We start from the raw sequence: 6,262 nt of genomic DNA, 5'->3' as shown, positions 1-6,262 counted from the left end.
CGTCCGCGCCGGGATCACCACCACCGGGCAGTTCGCCTCACGCAGGCAGTGCTCGGCCACCGAACCGACCAGCAACTTCAGCAACCGGCCGCGGCCGTGGCTGCCGAGCACCAGCATCGCCGCGGTCTTCGACGCCTCCTCCAGCGCCACCGTGGCCGAATGTTCGGCCAGTTCGGCCCGGATGGTCACGCCTGGGTGGTCGGCCCGCACGTCGCGGACGACTTCATCGAGCTGACGCCGCTCCCGGCCGGCGACCGTCTCCGGCGATCCGGCGACCGCCGCACCGAGATCGGCGACCGGCTCGAACGACCACGCGCGCAACGCGACGACCTGACGGCCGCTCTCGGCGGCCTCGGACACCGCCCAGCGCAGGGCGGCCACGCTGACCGCCGAATGGTCCACACCGACGACGATGTCGCCTCGGTTTGCCGTTGTCATGGGAAATCACCTTCTCCTCGTTCTCAGGAATGGGTTTTCCGGTCCAGTTCGTGGAACCACTCGTGCTGCCACTGGGCGAACCGGAAGCGGTCGAGGGAAAACACGACCAGGCGGTAGCCGAAAGCGAGCAGCGCCAGTGCACCCAGCCAGCTGCCCAGCCCGAGGACCACGGCGTCGATGACGACACCCGCGCCGCTGAGCGGGGGATCCACCGGGTCGCCGGCGCGATCCACCCAGATGTCGAAGGCATGGCCCTTGAGCGTGCCCTGGTCGGCGACGACCTTGCCGACCCGGCGGGTTCCGTCCGGGAGCAGCCAGGTCGCGTCGGTGGGCCGGCCGTTGCCGACGACGCCGGCGCGCGAGTTCGCCGTGAGGTCCGGCCCGTCGGCGAGCAGGGTGGCCGTCACCCGCGTGCGCTCGCCGACCTGCTGGGCCGACTCTCCTTGCTGCCGCGCGTAGGTTTCCGAGCCGAGGGAGGCGGCGACCGGCAGCGCGGCGAGCGCGAGCAGCACCGCGAGGACCAGCAGCCCGGCCTGGACCCGGTCCGAGGTCCGCGCCACCGACCCGCGGCGGGGCAGGACGGTGCGCCACATCCGCGCGATCGAATTCGACGACGTGCTCATGGGTCCTGCCCTCTGCGCTCGGAAGTCCCTGGTGCCACCAGGATCATCGTTTTCCCGTGCCGCGCGAAGAGGCCTTGGACCCCGCCGTACGGGGACCGGCCCACCCTCCTCTCGAGGTCCTCCGACGGCACACCGGGGACTTAGGACCCTGTACCGCGGCCGCGCACCCAGAGGAGGGTCGGGGCTCCCCCGGAAGGGAGCACCGACCATGCGCGCCCGCGACATCATGACCACCCCGACGTTCGCGTTGACGCCCTCCGCGACGCTCGAAGAAGCGGCCGAGGTGATGACCGGCCACGGTTTCACGACGCTGCCGGTCGTCGACGCCGACGGGCGGCTGCTCGGGTTGCTGTCCGAAGCGGACATCCTGCGGGCCCAGGTCCCGCCCGGCGATCCCGACACGGGCGTGCTGCTCGGCGGTGGGCCGCGCACGGCCGGCTCGGTGATGCGGCAGGAGGGCTTGGCCGTGCCGGGCGACCTCGAGGTGCGTGAGGTGGCCAGGCTGATGACCGACGCCGACGTCCGCTCCACACCGGTCGTCGACGGCGGGCACGTCGTCGGCATGGTGACCTTCCGAGACGTCCTGCGCGCGACGGCCGGGCGCCCCTGAGCGTCGGCGAGCCTGCGTTCGAGCACGACCCGGAAGGACCAAATCTCTCGGCGGCTTCGCTGAGAGCGGCTTCAGCCAACCGGTGGGATGCTCGACCGGCTGAAGCGGAGGGCCGAACCATGGACCGGCGGGCAGTGCACGAGCAGTGGGAGCGCGACCGCGCCACCCTCCACGAGCTGGTGGCCACTGCGACGGCCGCCGATCTCCGGCGCCGGTCGGCCGGCACCCGGTGGACCAACGGGCAACTGGTGTTCCACCTCGTGTTCGGCTACCAGATCGTGCGGGCCCTGCTGGTGCTGGTCCGCCTGTTCGGCCGGCTACCCGACCCCGTCAGCCGCGGGTTCGCCGCCGTGCTGAACGCGGCCATTCCCCCCTTCCACGTGCTCAACTACCTGGGGTCCTGCGGTGGCGGCCTGCTCGGCCCCCGGCGCGCGGCCGCGTGGCTCGACCACATCATCGCGTCGCTGCACCGCAGCCTGGACCGGGCCACCGAAGCCGACCTCGCCCGCGGGATGCACTACCCGACCCGGTGGGATCCCTTCTTCCAGGCCACCATGACGATGGCGGACGTCTACCGCTACCCGAGCCGCCACTTCGCCTTCCACCGGCAGCAGCTCACCCTCGACGGGTAGCGGCTCAGCACAGCACGCGCTCCCCGTCCTCCGGCACCACCGCGCACCAGCCGGCTTCGGCGTGCAACGTCTTCGCGCGCGAGCTGAGCGGTACGCGGCCACCGGAGCACAAAGTCCCCGGCTCCGGCGGAATTCGTCCCTACCGGCGTCCGCGCGTCCGGCGCACGATCGCGGTGACACCGAAGAGAAAGCGAGACCCGCCATGACTTCGCCGAACCCGCGCACGGGCCGCGTCATCGTCGTCGGGACGGACGGCACCCCCCGCGGCGACGCGGCCTTGAGGTGGGCGCTCGACGTGGGCGCGCACGCCGGGGACGTCGTCCGCGCGATCCTGGTCCGGCCCCGGGACACCCTGCTGCCGGGCACGTCCTTCGCGATCCAGCCGCACGGCCGCGTGCCGGAAGCGGGCTACTCGCTGGACGACCACATCGCCGGCCTGGGCCTCGGGACGGTGGCGTCGCTCGAAACGCGCACGGTCCACGGCGACCCGGCGACCGAGCTGGTGACGGCGTCGGCCGACGCGGACCTGCTGGTGCTGGGCACCCACCGCGGCGGCGCGGTGGCCGACCTGGTGCTGGGCAGCGTCGGGCGCGAGTGCGTCCGGTTCTCCCGCTGCCCGGTCGTGGTCATCACCCCGGAAGCCGCCCACCGCCTCGTCCCGGCCTGAACCGCGTTCCCACCTCATCGGCGGGTGGCCCGGCGGAACAGCTCGTCCGCGCCCCACACCAGGACCGGCATCGGCAGCAGCAGCGCGATCACCCACGCCGGCAACGCCGCCGTCCCGAACAGCGACTGCAGCGGCGGCAGGTAGATCAACGCCGCCGCGAACACCAGCTCGAACACGATCCCGCCCAGCAGCAGCCAGTTCGTCGTCAACCCCACGGCCCGCAGCGACACCCGCTCCGTGCGGGACGCGAACGCCGTGCCGATCTGGCAGAACACGATCGCCGCGAAGCTCGCCGTCGTCGCCTGCAGGTACGCCTGGTGCAGCGGCGCCCCGGCGGAAACGTCCGCACCCGCGTGCCAGCCCGCCGCGTACAGCACCGCGAAGAACGCGCCCAGCACCAGAGCCCCCGACAACAGGCCCATGATCCCCCACGCGCGCAACAACATCCGGCCCGTGACGACACCTTCGGAACGGCGTCGCGGCCGGCGGGCCATCAGCCCCGGCTCCGCGGGCTCACGACCCAGCGCCAGCGCCGGCAGGGTCTCCGTGCCCAGGTCGATGGCCAGGATCTGCAGCACCGTCAGCGGCAGCGGGATCATCCCGCCCGACACCGCGAACAAAAGGAACGGCAGCACCTCCGGCACCGCGTGCGCGAAGATGTACAGCACGAACTTCCGGACGTTGTCGAACACCCGGCGCCCCTCCCGCACCCCGGCGACGATCGTGGCGAAGTTGTCGTCGGTCAGCACCACCGTCGCCGCTTCCTTCGCGACGTCCGTGCCGCCGATGCCCACCACTTCGCCGCAGTCACGCAACGCATCCGCGATGCGCAGCTTGTCCTCCGGCGCGGCCCGGGAGAACACGATCTCCCCGCCGGCGGTCAGGGCTTCGTCGAGGGCCGGTTCCGGCATCCGGGCGAGCTCGTCGCCGCTGATCACACCGCCGCGGCGACCTCGGGCCGCGGCGGGTCGACCAACCCCACCAACCCGAGCAGGGTCAGGTCGGTTTCGGCCTCCTCGCGACTGCCCGGGAGCGCGGACAACGGGCGGGCGGCGACCGCGAGCACTCGCAGGGCCCGGCCTGCCATCTCGTCAACGAGCGCCAGAAGACGGGTCCGTTCTTCGGGTGGCATCGCACAGCGGGGCAGTACCTGCTCCGGCGCCCCCTTGGTCGAGACCCACAGGGAACCCCCGATAAGGTCCACAGTGGACATGCGCTTGAGCCGCGGGTCGAAGGGGTACAACGCCTTCCGTGCAGACAGGTCGGCACTGGTCGAGCCCGCGTACGCAGCAGCGCGAGTTCGGTGGGATCACCGCTCGACCCGGTGACGTCGGCGGTGCTGCACCTCACCAGCGCCTCGGCGAACGACTCCTCGAACGGGCGAACCTCCTCGACGCTCATCTCGTTCCGCGTCAGCGTGCCGGTCTTGTCGGTGCAGATCACCGTCGCGGAGCCGAGGGTCTCCACCGCGGACAGCCGTTTGACCAGCGCGCCCTCCTTGGCCATCGACCGGACCCCCGCCGCCAGGGCCAAGGTGATCGTCGGCAGCAGCCCCTCGGGGACGTTCGCCACCAGCAGGCCGATCGCGAACACGAACGCCGCCGACCACGACAGCCCGGCCAGCCAGCCCAGCGGCAGGAACCCGATCCCGACCACGACCGCGACACCGGCGATCAGCCACGCGACCCGCCGCACCTGCCGCTCCAGCGGGCTCTCCTCCCGTCCCACCCGGGCCGACAGCGACGCGATCCGGCCGATCTCGGTGTGCCGCCCGGTGGCGTGCACGACCGCGTGCGCCGCCCCCGCGACGCACACCGTGCCGCTGAAGACGAGCACCGGCGACTCCAGCGCCCGGGTCGCGTCGTCGTGGACGTCGGCCATCCGCGTCACCGGCGCCGACTCCCCCGTCAGCATCGACGCGTCGACGTCGAGGGTGCCCTCGACCAGCCGGGCATCGGCCGGGACGCGGTCACCCTCGGCGAGCACCAGCACGTCCCCGGGCACGATTTCGGTCGCGGGCACGTGCCGGACACTGCCGTCGCGCAGCACCGCCGCGCGGTCGGGCAGATACTTCCCCAGCGCCTCGACCGCCTTCTCCGCCTGCTGCTCCTGGACGAACGCCAGCAGGCCGTTGAGCACGATGACCCCGACGATCGCGATCGCGAGGTTCGTCGTCCCGGCGAACCAGGCGAGTGCAGCCGCGACCCACAGCAGGAGGGCGAGCGGGTGGATCAGCTGCCGCAGCAGCGCGGCCGGCCACTTGGCCCGGCCGCGGGACGGCAGGGCGTTCGGGCCGCTCACTTGGAGACGGCGGGCGGCTTCGCGGGCGGTCAGGCCGGTGACGCCGGTGCGCAGGTCCCGCAGCAGGCGGGCGACGGGCTCGCGGGCGTCGACCTCGGCAGCGGTGTCAGGGACGGGTTTCGCCCCTCAGGTGCATGGTCATGGTCAGGAGTTCCTTCGCTTCGGGGTGGCGATGCCGACCAGGAGGACGGCTTGCGGGACACCGGGCAGCAGCGATTTCCCGCTCGCGCGCTCCCGGGGCGGCCGGAGCGGCAGGGCCTGCGAGGAGAACCCCCGGGCGGCCGCGGCGAGCCGGGTCGAGTGCAGTGCGGCGCCGGCCAGGACGTGGTGGCGGCGGCTGTCACCGGGGGTGGTGATCAGCACCGACGAATGCCCCGCGATGTCGGCGCCGAGGTGCGCGAGGGTCGGTGCCCAGTCCGGGCGGACGATCCGGACGGCCGTGTCCGGCCAGAAGTCTTCCGCGGCCAGCCCGCCGAGGACGGCCTGGCTGACCGGCCGCAGCTGCCCGTCGGTGCCGAGCTTGCGCAACGCCGCGTACCGCGCCCATTCGCTGCCGGACGCGGCCCGTACCGCACCGGCCCGGACGACGGCCGCGACGCCGGGGCGGCCCGGATCGTCCGGGAAGGCGACTTCGGGTTCGCGGCCCAGCACCCGGACGACGATCCAGATGGCCGACAGCGCGGCTCCGCATTCGAGGAGGGCCGCGGTGGCCGCCCGGTCGCGCCGGGCGGGCGGCTCGGTCAGCACGATCTCGTCCGGGCGGACCTCGGCGACGCTGCGGTTCGGGCCCAGCCGCACCAGCGCGTCGGCGAGCACGGCCCGGGACGAACGGTCCCACCGGAACCCCGGCGCGGTCATCCGCCGAGAGGTCTCGACGTGGCCGGCTCCGGGCCGCGGACGTCGAGGTCCGGCTGAGTCAGCGAGACGGGCACGGCTTCACCTCACGGACACTCGGGCCAGCGCCTCTTCGGCGCCGCGGGCCAGCTCCAGG

The 6,262-nt window shown here is 73.1% G+C and carries 6 protein-coding genes and 1 pseudogene; 3 read left to right on the top strand and 4 right to left on the bottom strand.

The window, feature by feature from the left end:
• A partial coding sequence (locus tag CCN39_RS40820) for a universal stress protein (RefSeq protein ID WP_086851617.1) occupies positions 1-438 on the bottom strand: 438 nt, incomplete at its 3' end.
• A gap of 23 nt (positions 439-461) precedes the next feature.
• Positions 462-1,061, bottom strand: a complete 600-nt coding sequence (locus tag CCN39_RS50915; protein WP_167455330.1) for an Rv1733c family protein — start codon at positions 1,059-1,061, stop codon at positions 462-464.
• A 208-nt stretch (positions 1,062-1,269) separates the two neighbouring features.
• Here CCN39_RS50915 and CCN39_RS40810 point away from each other — a divergent pair, with 208 nt between their 5' ends.
• The 3 genes from CCN39_RS40810 to CCN39_RS40800 all read left to right on the top strand — a co-directional run bounded on the left by CCN39_RS40810 (position 1,270) and on the right by CCN39_RS40800 (position 2,970).
• A complete protein-coding gene (locus tag CCN39_RS40810) occupies positions 1,270-1,671 on the top strand; it encodes a CBS domain-containing protein (RefSeq protein WP_086851615.1) in 402 nt (133 codons plus the stop codon).
• A 119-nt stretch (positions 1,672-1,790) separates the two neighbouring features.
• On the top strand, positions 1,791-2,303 hold the full coding sequence (locus CCN39_RS40805; protein ID WP_086851614.1) for a DinB family protein: 513 nt from the start codon (positions 1,791-1,793) through the stop codon (positions 2,301-2,303).
• 202 nt (positions 2,304-2,505) lie between these two features.
• Entirely contained in the window at positions 2,506-2,970 is a 465-nt protein-coding gene (locus CCN39_RS40800) for a universal stress protein (protein ID WP_086851613.1), read from the top strand.
• Positions 2,971-2,984: 14 nt separating this feature from the next.
• Here CCN39_RS40800 and CCN39_RS40795 read toward each other — a convergent pair.
• Both CCN39_RS40795 and CCN39_RS40790 read right to left on the bottom strand, forming a co-directional pair.
• Positions 2,985-5,413: pseudogene (locus CCN39_RS40795) on the bottom strand (cation-translocating P-type ATPase).
• 2 nt (positions 5,414-5,415) lie between these two features.
• Complete coding sequence (locus CCN39_RS40790) at positions 5,416-6,129, bottom strand: hypothetical protein (RefSeq protein WP_086851611.1); 714 nt, start codon at positions 6,127-6,129, stop codon at positions 5,416-5,418.
• Positions 6,130-6,262 lie beyond the last annotated feature (133 nt).

The sequence above is a fragment of the Amycolatopsis kentuckyensis genome (genome assembly GCF_002155975.1).
Taxonomy (GTDB): domain Bacteria; phylum Actinomycetota; class Actinomycetes; order Mycobacteriales; family Pseudonocardiaceae; genus Amycolatopsis; species Amycolatopsis kentuckyensis.
This window is presented reverse-complemented; position numbering and strand designations above follow the sequence as displayed.

Bases quoted from the DNA above. Each gene is read 5' to 3' on its own strand.
- CCN39_RS50915 (WP_167455330.1), bottom strand. From the start codon at position 1,061: ATGAGCACGTCGTCGAATTCGATCGCGCGGATGTGGCGCACCGTCCTG.
- CCN39_RS40810 (WP_086851615.1), top strand. From the start codon at position 1,270: ATGCGCGCCCGCGACATCATGACCACCCCGACGTTCGCGTTGACGCCC.
- CCN39_RS40805 (WP_086851614.1), top strand. From the start codon at position 1,791: ATGGACCGGCGGGCAGTGCACGAGCAGTGGGAGCGCGACCGCGCCACC.
- CCN39_RS40800 (WP_086851613.1), top strand. From the start codon at position 2,506: ATGACTTCGCCGAACCCGCGCACGGGCCGCGTCATCGTCGTCGGGACG.
- CCN39_RS40790 (WP_086851611.1), bottom strand. From the start codon at position 6,129: ATGACCGCGCCGGGGTTCCGGTGGGACCGTTCGTCCCGGGCCGTGCTC.